The organism is Shewanella sp. Sh95, assembly GCF_001308045.1.
In the GTDB taxonomy this organism is placed as follows: domain Bacteria; phylum Pseudomonadota; class Gammaproteobacteria; order Enterobacterales; family Shewanellaceae; genus Shewanella; species Shewanella xiamenensis.
The window spans coordinates 1-14627 of sequence record NZ_LGYY01000044.1 but is presented as its reverse complement, the minus strand read 5'-3'; the positions used below and the strand labels follow the sequence as shown (position 1 = coordinate 14627).

Sequence of the window (14627 nt, the reverse complement as noted above, 5' to 3'; positions counted from 1 at the left end):
TTTCTTAAGTCATCCACATAACCTTTTATGTCTTTTCATTTGATATCTATGCCGGATAAGCTGAATTAACTCTGTTTTAATACCGAATCGGATTGCCAGTATTGCTGAGCCCATTCCCCGTAGGGAGAATAGTCTGCGTCATACCAAAGCCCTGATACCATCTAAAAGCTTCGTTGATACGATATGTTGGATATTTTGCAGCCATTACACTGATGGTGTTGATTTAACTTTTTGTTTTTATTTTATAAATTCCGTTTAATTACTTGCCGTGCTTTCTCCTGCCTCTGACTTCCACAATATACTGTTGATTTAAATGTTATACATATAATGTATTTTATCGATTGGTTAACTAGGTCAATAAACGGCCATGGGAAAATTATTACAATTGCACTGGATTTGTTTACTCATCTTTAAAATTGATACGGGGTATTTAAATGGAAGGTTTGCGCCGCCTGCTAGGAAACATGACAGTAACCAATAAGTTAAGGCTTGGTTTTGGGATCTTGTTATTGCTGATATTTATTGTCGCAGCGGCTGGATACAGGGGACTTACCTCAATCGATATCAGTAGTCGTCGGTTAGAGTTTATTGCCAATGTCGATAAAACCTTGCTTGCGGCCAAGGCCGTGCGATTAGAATTTATCGCAAATGGCGATTTAACAAAATTAGATGAACTCCAGAGCTTAATTGAAAATACAAAAAGTGGTTTACAGCAACAATTGTCAGAGTATAGCGATGCCTACGATAGACAGTATCTTCAAGAATCATTAGTGGCGATGGAACGATATCATCAATCAATAAATCAGTTTAGTGATGTGTTTAAGCATAAACAGGCATTAAAAGTCACAGGTGCCCAAGTGGGAGCAAAGTTGGTTGCCACTTATGCGGAATTGGTAGATAGAATGACCAACAAGGCTCAAGCGACCCAAAATACTGAATTATTAAAAGATGCCTTAAGTGTTAGCCAGCAAATGACCATGTTACGTTATCACATTCGAGGCTATGTCTATGATGCTAGTGATCTTAATTTAAAAACGGCAAAAGATGCGATTGCCAGATTATCTCAGACTATTGCCACTCTTAAGGGGGAAGATACTGCGCAAGCCATACAGATACTGGATCGGTATGACCAAGATATTGATGCGTTGGTCAATGTTAACCGTGATATGGCTAACCTAACACAGTCAATGGGCGAGGCTGCACAAACATTGATGGTGAATATTCGTGAATTAGTTGACATCCAAAAGCATCAGCGGGCAGACGCGGATGCTCAAGCCAAGGAGGTGGTACTTGGTACATTAATTGTTGCCTTGGTCGTCGGTCCCTTACTGGCTTGGTTAATCAGTGGACAAATTGTTGGGCCACTTAAACAAACCCTTGTTACAGCGAGAAAAATTGCCGAAGGTGATTTAAGTAGCACTATTCACTCAGAGCGTCAGGATGAGATGGGAGAACTATTGCGTGCTATGGATGAAATGAATAGCACCCTTAGGCAAATGTTGGCACAAATAGGTGATAGCGTGGTGCAGTTGGCTTCATCGGCTGAGGTGCTTTCTTCGGTCACAGTACAAAATAGTGTGGGGATGCAAAATCAGCGTAGTGAAACTGACCAAGTCGCTACCGCGATTAATGAAATGGCTGCGACAGTACAAGAGGTCTCAACGAGTGCTGAAAATGTTGCATTAGCCGCTAAAGAGGCGGATCACACCACTGCGGTAGGTAATAAAAAAGTTATCGAAGCGGTTAGCCAAATCGAACTTTTAGCCAAGGAAATAGCGACCACTGCACATGCAATGGAGCGCTTACAATCGGAAAGTGTCAGTATTGGTGCCGTCCTTGATGTGATCAAATCGGTTGCACAGCAGACTAATTTACTCGCACTAAATGCGGCCATTGAAGCTGCAAGGGCTGGTGAGGCGGGACGGGGATTTGCAGTGGTGGCCGATGAAGTGCGAAGCCTTGCGAGCCGCACACAATCCTCTACCGAAGAAATTGAAAATATGATTGTTAACTTGCAAAAAGGGACATCGGAGTCGGTACAAATGATGACCAAAAGCCGAACATTGAGTGATGGCGCAGTGTCATTATCCCGCGAAGCCGGTGAGATGTTAGTGGATATTGCCGTTGCGGTTAGCCGTATTCAGGATATGACACATCAAATCGCTGCAGCCTCGGAAGAACAAAGCGCTGTGGCAGAAGATATTAATAAAAGTATCGTGAGAGTGAGGGATATTGCCGAACAAACCGCTGATGGCGCAGCAGAAACAGCAAGCTCCGCCGATAATCTTGCTAGCCTTGGCGTTACGCTAAAAGGATTAGTAACACGTTTTCAGTTATAGGTTCGACTGATCTTATTCGTGAGTATTACTGACTATGACAAACAGGCCGTAGATATCCTTAATGTGATGATTTATAGCATTTAAATTTCTACGGCCTACTTCTTATGTTAGTAGGCCATAATTTCTAGTTGCTCGACGATCTGGTTGCCTTGCTCAAGCCCTACATGATTCACAATCTTCGCTTTAATTAACTCAACATAGTTTGGCTGGATATTGTCGTCATCATCAAAAAGAGCGTCGCCTGCGTCGGAGATTAGTGCTGCTAACGCATTAAAACAGCGAGACATTTGGGCTAAATCGGTAAAAAGAAGGTTGGGCTTCCAACCACATGCGCCATGGCGAGCGAAAAGAATGTGTTCATCCTTTAAATGATAAATTAAGGGATCGCCATAGGAGCTTGCCAGTACTAGCCAATTATCATCCCAAGTAGGCTCCCGCGCTTGGGTGATACCATGCCAGCGATAACCCATTTGAAAATCGATGAGGTCTTCAAATCTTGGAAATTCAAATAGGGCAAAACCGATGTCGAGTTGGCGTGAGTCTGGTATCTCTGTGCTAAAAAAGGGCTTTAATGCTGATGGGATAATCAAGTCCATCGTGATTACATTCCGTTGTCGCAAACATTCAGCTGATTGTTACGCGGTACATGTGTTACCCGCCGTGATTAAGCTATTTCCCCATGCACTCTGCGAGTAATTTAATAAAAAACTCGCTGCCCTTACGCTCACAAAATTGAATATTGCGCTCGGGGATGGACTCGGGGTCATTGTAGTTAGCCAGGGCTAACTCCATACTGGCTTCGCGAATAATATGCAGGGTTGGGTAGGGCGCGCGGTTGGTAAAATTGGCGGCCGAGTCCTGTGGTTCATCCTCAAAACAATAGTCGGGATGAAAATGTGCGAGCTGATAAACGCCTTCATAGTCGTTGTCGAATAAGGCGTCGTTCGCCATATCGACGAGATCGAGGTAAGTGTAAAAGCCCTCAAATCCCCGCGGCAGAATAAACAGCGAGGTTTCGTGCTCTGGGTGGGCATCCAGGTATTGGCATTCTTCAATCAATGCCTTAAGCACTAGCTTGACTTTGGTTTGTTCAACAACAAGATAGCGAATACTGCCGCGCTCGACCTCACGTCTGGCGAAGGGGCAAATATTGTATTTCATGATCACTTTTTTCACCCAGTTATCGGTTTGTTCAATGATCAGATCTATCTCATTCATGCTAGTGCTTAACTCTTACGGCCAAAATTAGGGGGCGATCATAGGGATGATAGACGCCACAAGCAAGATGGCCATAGTGATATTAAAGATCTTCTGCTGGCGTTCGTTTTTCAAAATACGTTTAAGTGCTACACCAAACCCAAGCCAGACCACGGCACAGGGAAAAGCCACACATAAAAACACTGTGGCAATAGTAACCACTTGAGGTGTGAGATCCTGTTGTACCGAGGTAAAAGTGGCAATCGCGCCTACGGCCATAATCCAGCCTTTAGGATTAACCCATTGAAATGCCGCGGCTTGCAGAAAACTAAAAGGTTTAGCGATGCTCTTGCCCTCCATCTTGCTACTGCTATTGGCTATCAACCATGACAGGTACAGAAGGTATACAATCCCAATGACTTTAATCACTTGGTGGATAATCGGGTAGGCTTGAAATAGGGCGCTTAAGCCTAGGCCGATGGCGAGGATCATGGTAGGAAAGCCAAGGCTAATCCCCATCAGATGCGGAATACTGCGTCTAACGCCAAAGTTGACCCCTGAGGTCATCAGCATAATATTGTTAGGCCCTGGAGTGATCCCCGATGAAAAGGCAAACAATGCGATAGCCAGTATTAACTCCATAGATAAATTCCACACCTTTTATTTATTGTCATTTTTGGCATTGTAATAGGGATATTACTCTCGAATTTAAGCGTCGAGGTATTACTATCACTGACGTTGAGCGAGGCATTCTAGCGGGTAAATTGAATCGCGCCTATACGCTGTACGGGCTTTATAAAGTAACAAATCATAACTATGTGGTGCACACTAAGGTTTCTGAGCAATATAAGTGCAGCGGTTGCCGAACGTTGCAATTTAACACTATGATGAATATCGACTTTCAGTCTGAGAAATAGCAACTATCCTTAAGCTGTAAAAATTGCCATAAGGGAAAGAGCATGTATTTACCACAAAAAATAAGACGTGTACTGACAATTGTAAGCTTGAGTTTGCTAGGTCTTACCGCCTGTGTAAGTGTGAACGATGATTCGCAAGCGCTACGAACTACTGTCGTAACTTCGGGGGATTTGAGTCAATTACCGCCGAGCGCCATGACCTATAGTTGGCATCCCACACTACAGAAGATCTTTGTTGACCGCAGGCTCGATCAGCAACAAGTCTTACAACATATGCAGGACACCCTTAAAAAAGTGCTGCTGACAAAAGGTTATCGCTGGGTTGAAGACCCGCAACTGGCGGACTTTCAAGTGGGGTTCGGCATCGCCATGGGCACACAAATGTCGGATGAGCAGATACTTGCCGCCGCAGGCTTAGTGCCGGGCCTGTCGAATCAAGGTGTTGATCTTAAAAAATACGATAAAGGCTCAGTGCTGATTAGCTTTTTTAAGCCAACGGGCATTGCGGGTCAGCCTTATGAGATGGTATGGCGAGTTCTTGGCCAAGGCTTTGCCAATATTAAGGATATGGATGAAGTCAAAGCCCGCTTCGATAGCTCAATCGAGGAAATGCTGCTATCGCTGCCCGCCACCCATGCGGTGCAATAGGGCGGATATTTTGGCGCAGTAATCAGTAAAGTCTTAAGGTGAGTCAGATGCTCGCCTAAAGAGCTAGCTGGAACACGAGTTTAGGATGTTGCAATGATAGACTAGACAATTCAGTTTGCTATTTACTTACCTATCCACAGATGACAGGTATTTTTACCGGACTAGGATGTACGTCCGCAGGGACTTATAAAGGGAGATTATGATGGCACAAAGTATCTTTGTTAATTTGGCGGTTGAAAGTGTTCAACAATCAAGGGCTTTTTATGCTGGTCTAGGGTTTGGTATCAATGAGCAATACAGCAATGAGCAGGCTGCTTGCGTGGTGATCGCGGACAATATTTATGTGATGCTGCTGGCGAAGCCTTTTTTTGCTGGTTTTACCGATAAGATGATTGCCGATGCCCATGCCACGACAGAGGTACTCAATTGCCTAGACTGTGACAGTCGAGAACGTGTCGACCAATTGGTAAAACTTGCTGAACAGCATGGTGGCAAAGCCTATCGTCAAGCTCAAGATCAAGGGTTTATGTACGGCCATGCGTTCGAAGATCTCGATGGACATATTTGGGAACTTGTCTATATGGAAGTGCAAGTTGGTTAGTACATTGCCTTTCAAGCCAAGCGTTACTAAGCCAAGAATAGCGCGCGTTGTGTAGGGCTTCGCCTTAGCACAACGCGGCGTAAGCTAGTTGCTTAAGGATACACTCACTTCATAGGCCGTAAATTTGCGGATATTAATCACGCCCGTATCGAACAGTAAATATTGGCCTTTGATGCCCTGTAAAATTCCGCTGACCACGGCGTCTTTATCAAAATTGTGTGAGCTGATTTTTTTGGGGAAAACTTCAATCGGATAATGAATGGTTTGAATGTCTTCCTGCAATCGCTCGATGCTGTAATCGCCTTTTTGCATAGCGATTTCATGCAGTTTAGCTTCGATGTGTGGGATCAGTTCCGCAGCCTTAGCATTCAAATCGATATCATCGGCATGGCCCTTTAACATGGCTTGCCAGTGCGTTTTATCGTTGATGAGCTTGGCTAATTCCACTTCCACTAAACCCGAGATTTGTCGTGTCGATACTTTGAAAATCGGTAAACCTTGGGTGGCGCCTTGATCTATCCAGCGGGTGGGCAATTGTGTGTGGCGAGTGATGCCGACTTTGATACCTGAAGTATTGGATAGATAAACATAATGCGGCACAAAACAATGGCTTTGCGCCCACTCTGGCTCACGGCAGGTGCCTTGGTCAAAGTGGCAGGTTTCGGGCTTCATGATGCACATATCGCAGCTGGCGAGCTTTTGCATACACACAAAGCAATGGCCTTGCGAATAGCTCTTTTTGGTCTTTTTGCCGCAGTTACAGCAGAAGATATTACCCGTGTGGGTCAGGGTTAGCGGCTTGCCAATTAAGGGATTCAGTGGCAGTAACTCGTCGCCAACAACCAGTTGATACTGTACTTGTTGCGCCTCATCTAAGTGTGCGTGCAGCTTTTTTAGCGTTCCTAACATAGGTGTTCCTAGTTTTTATTGTGTCACTGGGTTGGGCAAGGCTTCCCAGCGCACTTATGCATTCGTCATTGCTTGGTGTGCAGTATACAAGATTATCTAGTTGAGTTTAGATAGGAATTTTCGATTGATACCCCAACTTGATTTAAATGTACGGCGGTTAACGGGGGCCAATGAACTGTCAATTAACTCGTGGTGAGTGCGTCAGTTTGTTATTCACTTGTAGGTTATTTTGGACAAGCGTCCAGCATCTCGGTAATCTTGTCATCCTTTTTAATCATTGAGACAGTATCTTGCCTGCCAATTTTTTACTCCTGCTCGCCGCTGCCATTTGGGGCTTTGGTTTTGTCGCGCAAACCTTAGGAATGGAGCATTTATCGCCCTTTGCATTCAACGGGCTACGTTTCTTAATTGGTACGCTGTCACTCGTTCCACTGGTGTGGTACTTGGCTCGGCAAGGTAAAATTCATCTCGGTACACCTAAAGATTTTGCCATTGGCTGCGTGGCGGTAGGCGGATTGCTGTTTGCTGGCGCCTCATTGCAACAGGTTGGGCTGCTGTATTCCACCGCGGCCAATGCGGGCTTTATCACTGGGCTTTATATCGTGTTAGTGCCGATTTTGGGGCTGGCGCTGAAACATGCTACTGGCGCAAATACATGGTTGGGGTGTGCCGTTGCATTAGTGGGGCTGTATTTTTTAAGTATTAAAGACGGCTTTCATATTGGTTATGGCGATATGCTGCAATTGATTGGCGCGCTGTTTTGGGCTATGCACATTTTGGCGGTAGATCATTTTGCCAAGCGGATTTCGCCAGTGTTACTCGCCATGATGCAATTTTTGGTGTGCGGCGTATTAAGCCTGCTGGTGTCTGCGGCCATTGAGGTCACGACAGTCGATAAAGTGATTGCCGCCTGGGGCTCACTGGCCTATGCGGGGCTGATTTCAGTGGGTATTGCCTATACTTTGCAGGTGCTAGCGCAAAAGCATGCGCATCCTGCCCACGCGGCGATTATTTTGAGTTTAGAAACTGTGTTTGCGGCCATCGGCGGTATTTTGTTCCTTGGGGAGAGCTTAGGGCTGCGCGCCTTGGTTGGCTGCGGTTTGATGCTGCTCGGTATGCTGATTTCACAAGTGCCGCTGCGTTATTTGATTAAGTCTCGGCACCAGAACGTTAGCTAAGTCTCTATAAAAAAACGCCGCTGGCAGTGCCCGCGGCGTTTTTTGTTAAAAGTGTTGAAACCTAACGGCTGAGTTTATCCAGCACTAAGTCATCACCGAGGGCATAGAGGGATTGCATCAGTTGCTCCTCTTGAGCAAGGTCGGTCAAGCCTAAACCTATGGTGGCGCGAAAGAGGGCGATGCCAGTATGGCCAGCGGTTTCAAATTGACTGCTAAATTGCTCGATATTGATACCAAGCGCGGTGATCCGATTGGAGATATCCAGCACTAATCCGGGTCTGTCGTAGGACACTAAACTGTAGGTCAGCCGCTTAATGGGTTTGAGGGCGACTGAGGTTTTAGCATAGGTGAGGGTGAGCCCGTCGATACACTCTAAGGCTTCAATCAGTTCGTCCATTTTCAGGGAAGGCACTTCGAGTAACAAAATGGCGGCAAAAATCCCGTCGATATGGCGCAATTCTGAGTCGAGCCAATTGCCGCCATGGCGACTCACGGCGTGGGCGATTTGCTCTACTAGTCCTTTTCTATCAGGTGCTTGAAGCGTGATTAAATATCGTAGCATGGCGACTGACTCCTATTTTTTTGTAAAAGGCACCTGTTTTACAACGGGGTGTAACACAACTGTCATCTTTGCGTCATATAATTCAACGCACTTAGAATGAAGGGTGTTGTTATTGCTCAGTTTATGCTCAAACAGTGTAAGCATAGCATTTCGCAATTCCTAGCGAAAAAACTCACAGGCTTTAATAATAGAGGTTCTTAATGGAAAGTCAGGTCATTCAACCTGGTTCTGCGCCGCACAGTATGCTGAAAGGCGGACGTTCAAGTCGCAGGGCATTTAAGGATAAAGCGGCTCAAATTGGGGTCACGATTGGCGGCACTATGGTGTTTGTCGCCTTATTGTTGATCTTCTTCTATTTGTTATACGTGATTAAACCCATTTTCGACAGCGCGGATGTGACTCCAGTAAAAAGCGTGAGTTATCAACATGCTGAAGTCGCGACCCTGATGGTCGGTGCTGATGAGCAAAATGAGGTAATGTATCGCGTAGCCGCCGATGGCCAAGTGGATTTCTACACTGTTGCCGATGGCAGCTTACTCTCCAGTTTTACCCCGCCATTACCTGCTGGTGTGAGCGTGACCAGCGCCGCGATTGCCGCGCCGAGTGAGCAACGTTTTGCCCTAGGTTTGAGTAACGGCCAAGCCCTAATCGTGGGCATTGAGTTTGGGTTAAGCTATCCCAATAATAAACGTCTTATCACGCCAAAACTGCGTTATAGCGCAGGTGAAACGCCGATCACGATTGATGAATCTGGTAGTGCTATCAACCATTTAGCCTTTAGTTTCAGTAGCGATAAAATCACCTTTGCCTACCAAGATAATAATGGCATTTGGCGTTTAAGCCGTCTTGAAGGTCAAGAAAACATGATGACCGAAGAGATTGAGTGGACAACGACGAGTGCACTGCTCCCTGATGCCCCTAAAAAGGCGGCGCACCAATTAATGACCCCTGATCAACGCCAACTGATGTTGCAGATGGGCAATAAGGTGTTTGTTTACAATATTCGTGACATTGAAAATATCGATTTAATTCAAGTTATCGATGCCGAAAAGGACAAGTCTAAGGTTAATAATATTGCCTTGCTCGCAGGTGCTAGCTCGATTTTAGTGAGTTATGACAGCGGTGTGGTAACCCAGTACTTCCAAGTAAATGGTCCAAAAGGCCGTTTATATAAAGAAATTCGTGAGTTTTCGGGCTTACCACCTGTTGCCTCTATGGCTTCTGAGTTTTACCGTAAAAGTTTTGCTGTGGTGAGCCCCGAAGGCGAGCTATCACTGCTTTACACCACCAGTGAGCGTGAACTGTTTGATAAAACCTTTGACCTTAAAAATCCGGGAGCCATGGGGTTTAGCCCACGTTCAAATGGCTTAGTCGTTGAAGCGAACAACCAACTGAATATCTTCCACGTCGAAAACGCTCATCCCGAGGTTTCTTGGAGCGCGTTGTGGAATAAGGTGTGGTACGAAGGTTACCCTGAGCCTAAATTTGTGTGGCAATCCACCTCGGGCAGTGATGACTTTGAAGCCAAGCTGAGCTTAATGCCATTGGCCTTTGGCACCATGAAGGCTGCATTTTACGCCATGTTATTTGCTGTACCATTAGCGATTGCAGGCGCGATTTATACCGCTTACTTTATGTCGCCTAAGGTGCGCGGCATTGTTAAGCCAACCATCGAAATCATGGAAGCTTTACCGACGGTTATCTTAGGTTTCCTCGCAGGACTTTGGTTAGCTCCGCTGATTGAAGAACACTTGCCGGGCATCTTAGTGCTGCTGATCTTGCTGCCGACCTCGATTTTGCTTTCAGCCTATTCTTGGAGCAAGTTACCCGGTAAATGGAAACAACGTTTGCCTGAAGTCTATCAGGAGCTGATGCTGATCCCGGTTATCTGCTTTGTGGGTTGGTTCTCCTTTGCCATCAGCCCGATGATTGAAGTGGCATTGTTTGATGGTAACACTCGCCAATTTATCACTAACGAATTAGGCATCACCTTCGACCAACGTAACGCGCTGGTCGTGGGTATCGCCATGGGCTTTGCGGTTATTCCAACCATTTTCTCGATTGCCGAAGATGCGATTTTCTCTGTGCCACGCCATCTATCTAACGGCAGTTTGGCGCTGGGCGCGACGCCTTGGCAAACTCTGACTCGTGTTGTGCTGCTGACCGCAAGCCCAGGGATTTTCTCTGCGGTGATGATGGGCCTTGGCCGCGCGGTGGGTGAAACTATGATCGTACTAATGGCAACGGGTAACACCGCCATTATGGAATGGAGCGTGTTTGAAGGTATGCGGACATTAGCGGCTAACATTGCGGTAGAAATGCCTGAATCGGCAATTGGTAGCTCACATTATCGTGTGCTGTTCCTCGCAGCCTTTGTACTGTTCGTATTCACCTTCTTCTTTAACACCATTGCCGAAGTGGTAAGACAGCGTCTGCGTGACCGCTATAGCTCGCTGTAATGGAGATAAGATAATGATACTAAATACTATTTCGCCAATGACCTTGAGAGGTTTGTGCAATGGGTAAGTGGGTAAAATCAGGCTCGCCATGGATTTGGATGACAGGTGGCGCGGTGAGCATCAGTTTGATTGCAGTATTAGGTTTGTTACTGCTGATTGCATGGCGCGGATTAAGCTTTTTTTGGCCTGCGACGATTTATCAATGGGAACTTGAAGATAGCTCGGGTGTACGGTCAACCTTAATCGGTGAAATCTACGATAGGGAAGAAGTGCCGACTGAGCGCTTAACCGCCGCAGGCCATGTGTTTAAACAGCCACCCGGTGAGTTTGTGACCCGTTATTTAGTCAAGACCGGTAACCGTGAATTTGTGGGCCTAGATTTCCGCTGGATTTTAGCGACTGACATTATTAGCCGTAGTGAGCCAGCTGATGTCGCAATGCTTGAGCGGACGAAAAACGGTAACTTTTACGGTTACCCAGTGGCGGTGATTGAAAACGGTAAACGCTTAGAACTTAAAAACGATGCGCTTGAATCCTCCTTAATGGAACATATTGAGCGCGCAGTCGCACTGTCTGACAAAGCCTTATCACTGCAAAAACAAGATATTGGCTCGATTAACTACAACATCGAAAAACTGCGTTTAAAAGAGCGCCGTTACGAGTTAGATGGTGAGCTGACCGATAGTCGCAAGCAGGAGTTAGCCGCGGCGAAACATTCGCTCGAACAAGACTATAAAGTACTCGAAAAACAGCTGTTTGCCCTGCGTGATGAAGCGGCTCGCGACGCTGTGATTGTACGCGATATGCGCGGTGTTGAGGTGGAACTTAAATTAGACACTGTGCTAGATGTTACCTACGTCAACCACTTAGGCTTGATGGGAAAAATCGGTAAATGGTTTGTCGGGGTTGGCCGTTTCCTGCTGGATGACCCACGCGAAGCCAACACTGAAGGGGGGGTATTCCCTGCAATTTTCGGCACAGTATTTATGGTGATCTTAATGGCCATTATTGTTACGCCATTTGGGGTGATTGCCGCGATTTACCTGCACGAATATGCCAAAAAAGGCCCAATTACTAAGATGATCCGTATTGCGGTAATCAACTTAGCGGGTGTGCCATCGATTGTGTACGGGGTATTTGGTCTCGGGTTCTTCGTATACATGATGGGCGGCTCGATTGACCAACTGTTTTACGCCGAAGCCTTACCATCACCGACCTTTGGTTCGCCAGGGGTGATTTGGTCGGCGCTGACGCTGGCGATTCTGACCCTGCCAGTGGTGATTGTATCGACCGAAGAAGGCTTAAGCCGTATTCCGAGTGCGGTGCGTCAAGGTAGTTTGGCACTGGGTGCAACCAAAGCCGAAACCCTGTGGCGGATTGTGATCCCGATGGCAAGCCCTGCGATCATGACGGGTTTGATTTTAGCCGTGGCCCGCGCCGCGGGTGAGGTGGCACCGTTAATGCTGGTGGGTGTAGTGAAATTAGCACCGACATTGCCACTGGACTTAAACTTCCCGTTCGTGCATTTAGAACGTAAATTCATGCACTTAGGGTTCCATATTTATGATGTGGGCTTCCAGAGTCCTAACGTTGAAGCAGCACGTCCTCTGGTATACGCCACCTCCTTCTTACTGGTAACAGTGATTGTGGCACTGAACTTAACCGCGATTAGTGTGCGTAACCACTTACGTGAAAAATATCGTTCGCTTGAGCATTAATCAGCGATTATCCTGAAAGTATTAGGACTGAATATGATTTCTATAGATTCGACAGCCATGAAAACCAATAACTTTGACTTAGCAAACTTGAGCCAGAACGATACCGCGCTGGAGATCCGCAACTTAGACCTGCGCTATGGCAATAAGCAAGCGCTATTCAATGTGTCGATGAAGATCCCAAAGAAGCAAGTTACGGCGTTTATCGGCCCCAGCGGTTGTGGTAAATCCACCTTATTGCGCTGCATTAACCGCATGAACGATCTGGTGGACAACTGCCATATTGACGGCGAGATTCTGCTGCACGGTCAAAATATTTATGACAAAAAGATCGACGTTGCCGCCCTGCGCCGTAACGTGGGTATGGTGTTCCAGCGTCCTAACCCATTCCCTAAGTCGATTTACGAAAACGTGGTTTATGGACTGCGTCTGCAGGGCATTAACAACCGCCGTGAACTCGACGAAGCGGCTGAGCGTTCGCTACGCGGCGCGGCGATTTGGGATGAAGTGAAAGACCGCCTGCACGATAACGCCTTTGGCTTATCCGGTGGTCAGCAGCAACGTTTGGTGATTGCCCGTGCGATTGCCATCGAGCCAGAAGTATTACTGCTCGACGAACCTACTTCGGCACTCGACCCGATTTCAACCTTAACCATCGAAGAGCTGATAACCGAGCTTAAGACTAAGTACACAGTGGTTATCGTTACCCACAACATGCAACAGGCGGCGCGGGTGTCGGATCAAACAGCCTTTATGTATATGGGCGAATTGGTGGAATACGCCGATACCAACACCATTTTCACCACACCGAAAAAACGTAAGACCGAAGACTATATTACCGGCCGTTACGGTTAATCACCTTGCCCTTGGCAGTGGTGATGTGAGTGATAAGCGATTAACGAAATAAGCCACCGCCTAGAACAGAGTTAAGCATTGCAAACTCCATCTAGGCGTTGATACAGTTGAGTAAAAGGTTGGCAAAATGGAAAATATGAATTTAAACAAACATATCTCAGGGCAATTTAACGCCGAGCTAGAAGATATTCGTAACCGTGTACTCGCTATGGGTGGCTTGGTTGAGCGTCAATTAGAGCAAGCCATCGATGCCTTAAGCACCTTAGATGCCGAATTAGCGCAAAAGGTGATCTTAGGTGACCATAAAGTCAACGGGATGGAAGTCTCGATTGACGAAGAATGTACCCGCATTATCGCCAAGCGCCAGCCCGCAGCGAGCGACTTGCGGATGATCATCGCGATTTCAAAATCGATTGCTGATCTTGAGCGTATCGGTGACGCCTGTGTGCGTATTGCCAAGGCAGCATTAGATAAGCGATTGAATAATCAGCAGCCTTTATTAGTCAGTATTGAAAATATGGGCCGCCATGCGACTCGTATGCTCCACGCCACTTTAGATGCATTAGCCCGTATGGATGCAGAGTCTGCATTGGAACTGCACAAGGAAGACGCTAAACTCGACCGTGAATATGAAGGCATTATCCGCCAATTAATGACCTACATGATGGAAGATCCACGCTCAATCCCTGACGTTTTAGACGTACTTTGGGCAGCCCGTGCGGTTGAGCGTGTGGGCGACCGTTGTAAAAATATCTGCGAATACATTATTTACTACGTAAAAGGTAAAGACGTCCGCCATACTTCCTATGAAGATATGGAAAAGGATATGAAGAACTAAACGCCTTTTATCACAAGGCGTTATCCACAAACGCTCTGCCTAATCCGCAGAGCGTTTTTGTTTAGATGTTTAACTGATTGATGGCCATGAATAGACGGTAAGAAGGTTGGCGAGGTTGTTCGTTATGACGATGGGCGAGCCATGGCATTTGCTCTACGACGCGCAGCAAGTCCTTCCTTGGATGCTCGACCGCCCCGTCCGTGGGGCGGACGGTCGTCTCGCTAATCACCATGGCTCACCTGTTTAGCATTGTCGTAGCCTGTAGACTTAATAATCTTACTCAGCACGCTTTGGGACAGAAGCGTGATAGAGCCGTTGCTCTAACTCTTCAGTTTCGGATTAAAATTTTTTAAGGATTTAACGCCCGCATTTGCGGCTGGTTTGAAGCGCAGCGGAAAACCAGTCCGAC

Annotated in this window: 14 protein-coding genes; 9 read left to right on the top strand and 5 right to left on the bottom strand. The window is 46.5% G+C overall.

The annotated features are described in order from the left end of the window. Positions 1–464: 464 nt before the first annotated feature. Entirely contained in the window at positions 465–2339 is a 1875-nt protein-coding gene (locus AEA42_RS03435) for a methyl-accepting chemotaxis protein (protein WP_231640349.1), read from the top strand. Between the two features lie 107 nt (positions 2340–2446). Here AEA42_RS03435 and AEA42_RS03430 read toward each other — a convergent pair whose 3' ends face one another. The 3 genes from AEA42_RS03430 to AEA42_RS03420 all read right to left on the bottom strand — a co-directional run bounded on the left by AEA42_RS03430 (position 2447) and on the right by AEA42_RS03420 (position 4178). Continuing rightward, positions 2447–2935, bottom strand: coding sequence for a hypothetical protein (locus tag AEA42_RS03430; protein ID WP_037416923.1), 489 nt, complete (start codon positions 2933–2935; stop codon positions 2447–2449). Positions 2936–3008: 73 nt separating this feature from the next. Continuing rightward, positions 3009–3557 (bottom strand): DUF1415 domain-containing protein, encoded by a 549-nt coding sequence (locus tag AEA42_RS03425; protein WP_055646963.1) that lies wholly within the window; start codon positions 3555–3557, stop codon positions 3009–3011. A 27-nt stretch (positions 3558–3584) separates the two neighbouring features. Further along, positions 3585–4178, bottom strand: coding sequence for a LysE family translocator (locus tag AEA42_RS03420; protein ID WP_055646962.1), 594 nt, complete (start codon positions 4176–4178; stop codon positions 3585–3587). Between the two features lie 317 nt (positions 4179–4495). On the opposite strand from AEA42_RS03420, the gene AEA42_RS03415 reads away from it, so the two are divergent. Beyond that, positions 4496–5101 (top strand): DUF4136 domain-containing protein, encoded by a 606-nt coding sequence (locus tag AEA42_RS03415; RefSeq protein ID WP_055646961.1) that lies wholly within the window; start codon positions 4496–4498, stop codon positions 5099–5101. 202 nt (positions 5102–5303) lie between these two features. Then, positions 5304–5702, top strand: coding sequence for a VOC family protein (locus AEA42_RS03410; protein ID WP_055646960.1), 399 nt, complete (start codon positions 5304–5306; stop codon positions 5700–5702). Between the two features lie 84 nt (positions 5703–5786). Here the strand turns inward: AEA42_RS03410 and AEA42_RS03405 are convergent, their stop codons facing one another. After that, positions 5787–6611, bottom strand: coding sequence for a DUF2797 domain-containing protein (locus AEA42_RS03405; RefSeq protein ID WP_055646959.1), 825 nt, complete (start codon positions 6609–6611; stop codon positions 5787–5789). A gap of 290 nt (positions 6612–6901) precedes the next feature. Between AEA42_RS03405 and AEA42_RS03400 the strand changes: the two genes are divergently transcribed. Continuing rightward, positions 6902–7789, top strand: a complete 888-nt coding sequence (locus AEA42_RS03400; RefSeq protein ID WP_055646958.1) for a DMT family transporter — start codon at positions 6902–6904, stop codon at positions 7787–7789. Between the two features lie 61 nt (positions 7790–7850). On the opposite strand, the gene AEA42_RS03395 is transcribed toward AEA42_RS03400, so the two are convergent. Continuing rightward, positions 7851–8351, bottom strand: a complete 501-nt coding sequence (locus tag AEA42_RS03395) for an ACT domain-containing protein (RefSeq protein WP_037416937.1) — start codon at positions 8349–8351, stop codon at positions 7851–7853. A gap of 200 nt (positions 8352–8551) precedes the next feature. On the opposite strand from AEA42_RS03395, the gene AEA42_RS03390 reads away from it, so the two are divergent. The 5 genes from AEA42_RS03390 (at position 8552) to AEA42_RS23010 (ending at position 14465) form a co-directional block, all read left to right on the top strand. Continuing rightward, positions 8552–10810: an ABC transporter permease subunit gene (locus AEA42_RS03390; protein WP_047538995.1), complete on the top strand. Its 2259-nt coding sequence runs from the start codon at positions 8552–8554 to the stop codon at positions 10808–10810. A gap of 59 nt (positions 10811–10869) precedes the next feature. Next, positions 10870–12528: a phosphate ABC transporter permease PstA gene (gene pstA / locus AEA42_RS03385; RefSeq protein WP_037416941.1), complete on the top strand. Its 1659-nt coding sequence runs from the start codon at positions 10870–10872 to the stop codon at positions 12526–12528. A gap of 33 nt (positions 12529–12561) precedes the next feature. Beyond that, positions 12562–13380, top strand: a complete 819-nt coding sequence (gene pstB, locus AEA42_RS03380) for a phosphate ABC transporter ATP-binding protein PstB (protein ID WP_037416943.1) — start codon at positions 12562–12564, stop codon at positions 13378–13380. A 127-nt stretch (positions 13381–13507) separates the two neighbouring features. Further along, on the top strand, positions 13508–14218 hold the full coding sequence (gene phoU / locus AEA42_RS03375; RefSeq protein ID WP_037429875.1) for a phosphate signaling complex protein PhoU: 711 nt from the start codon (positions 13508–13510) through the stop codon (positions 14216–14218). Positions 14219–14333: 115 nt separating this feature from the next. After that, the gene (locus AEA42_RS23010; RefSeq protein ID WP_259476489.1) at positions 14334–14465 is read left to right on the top strand and encodes a hypothetical protein; all 132 of its coding nucleotides are present in this window, start codon (positions 14334–14336) and stop codon (positions 14463–14465) included. Positions 14466–14627: the final 162 nt, after the last annotated feature.

Bases quoted from the DNA above. Each gene is read 5' to 3' on its own strand.
- AEA42_RS03430 (WP_037416923.1), bottom strand. From the start codon at position 2,935: ATGGACTTGATTATCCCATCAGCATTAAAGCCCTTTTTTAGCACAGAG.
- AEA42_RS03415 (WP_055646961.1), top strand. From the start codon at position 4,496: ATGTATTTACCACAAAAAATAAGACGTGTACTGACAATTGTAAGCTTG.
- phoU (WP_037429875.1), top strand. From the start codon at position 13,508: ATGGAAAATATGAATTTAAACAAACATATCTCAGGGCAATTTAACGCC.
- AEA42_RS03425 (WP_055646963.1), bottom strand. From the start codon at position 3,557: ATGAATGAGATAGATCTGATCATTGAACAAACCGATAACTGGGTGAAA.
- pstB (WP_037416943.1), top strand. From the start codon at position 12,562: ATGATTTCTATAGATTCGACAGCCATGAAAACCAATAACTTTGACTTA.
- AEA42_RS03420 (WP_055646962.1), bottom strand. From the start codon at position 4,178: ATGGAGTTAATACTGGCTATCGCATTGTTTGCCTTTTCATCGGGGATC.
- AEA42_RS03390 (WP_047538995.1), top strand. From the start codon at position 8,552: ATGGAAAGTCAGGTCATTCAACCTGGTTCTGCGCCGCACAGTATGCTG.
- AEA42_RS03410 (WP_055646960.1), top strand. From the start codon at position 5,304: ATGGCACAAAGTATCTTTGTTAATTTGGCGGTTGAAAGTGTTCAACAA.
- AEA42_RS03435 (WP_231640349.1), top strand. From the start codon at position 465: ATGACAGTAACCAATAAGTTAAGGCTTGGTTTTGGGATCTTGTTATTG.
- AEA42_RS03395 (WP_037416937.1), bottom strand. From the start codon at position 8,351: ATGCTACGATATTTAATCACGCTTCAAGCACCTGATAGAAAAGGACTA.
- pstA (WP_037416941.1), top strand. From the start codon at position 10,870: ATGGGTAAGTGGGTAAAATCAGGCTCGCCATGGATTTGGATGACAGGT.
- AEA42_RS03405 (WP_055646959.1), bottom strand. From the start codon at position 6,611: ATGTTAGGAACGCTAAAAAAGCTGCACGCACACTTAGATGAGGCGCAA.